General features: G+C 71.2%; 1 protein-coding gene and 1 pseudogene. Both read right to left on the bottom strand.

Annotated elements, in window-relative coordinates:
• Positions 1-972: pseudogene (locus tag MKK63_RS01575) on the bottom strand (hypothetical protein); the annotation flags it as partial.
• On the bottom strand, positions 972-1,166 hold a 195-nt coding region (locus MKK63_RS01580), incomplete at its 5' end, for a hypothetical protein (protein WP_243998066.1). The pseudogene MKK63_RS01575 and the gene MKK63_RS01580, both read right to left, overlap by 1 nt.

Genomic DNA, 1,166 nt, shown 5'->3' on the forward strand with positions numbered 1-1,166 from the left:
GTCGCCGATCGCGGTGTTGGGCACGCTGCGCAGCGCCTTGACCTGGGCGTCCAACTCCCGCGGGCTGCTGGCGGGGCCGAGGGCGCCATCCACGTCGGCGGCGAGGCGTGCTGTCGTGCCGGCGTCGCGGGCGCGGATCGGATCCACGATCTGCTGCATGGTCTCAGGGCGGGCCGCCAAGCCCTGCGCCCTACCCTGGAACGACGGCGAGGCGTCAAGCAGCATGGCGGGCGTGCCGAGCTGCGCCATGCGATCCCGCACGGCCTGCGTGCCGCCAGAGGCCGCCGCGTCTTCCCCGAGCATGCGGGTGGCGGCCGAGCCGAAGCCGCTGTCCGGCGCGCGAATGCCGCCGACCATGTCGTAGAATTTGCGGATGCCCGCGCCGACGACGGAGCCGGCGACAGGCGCAGCAGCGCCGAACGCTGCGCCGGCTTGCGCGCCCTGCCGAACAGCGTCCAAATCCCCATTGGTGCGGACAGCCGAGTCCGCCGCTCCCATCCCGGCGCCTGTGAACATTGAGGCGGCAATCCTGGCGGGCAGTGCCGCCGTCCCCGCCCCGAACGCGGCAGGGGCCGCCGCGATGGCGGGCGCGGTGCCGATGACACCGCCGGCAATCTCGCCGCCGACGGTCGCGTAGGGGTGCGCCTCAGCGGTGCCTTGGCTGAAGCCCTGAACGTTCTTGAGTTCGTCCGAGAACTTGGTGTCGTTCTGCAGCGAGCGCACGCCCGCCGCTGCGTGCTCCAGACCGGACAAGGCGTAGGGGCCGACCACGGGAATGCCGTTGATGAGGCCCCGCCCGACCGCTGCGGAGGCGTCTCCAGGCAGGCCAGCGGCCGGCGCGTCCGTCGTGGTTGCAGACGGCGGGTTCGATGCCGCCCCGATGTTCTGGTACGCCTTGTAGGCCGAGCCCTCGTCGGGCGCGTCGATCTCGTATTCGGCCCCATCGGGCCCGGAAAGGCTGTAGGTCGGCATCAGCGTACCCGCCTGATCTTCATGCCGTTGAATTCGTGAGACTGGTTCACGTCCAGGCTCGGGATGGCGTTGGAGTTCGGTAGGCGCGTGCCCGGGTCCGCAACAGGGTTCGGAGCGCCTTGCCCGTACCGATAGACCTCGGGCGTCTCGACCCTGAAGAAGCCGGTCCGGGCCGCGGCCTCGGGGGCGATCTT

The sequence above is a fragment of the Methylobacterium sp. J-088 genome (assembly GCF_022829295.1).
GTDB lineage: Bacteria > Pseudomonadota > Alphaproteobacteria > Rhizobiales > Beijerinckiaceae > Methylobacterium.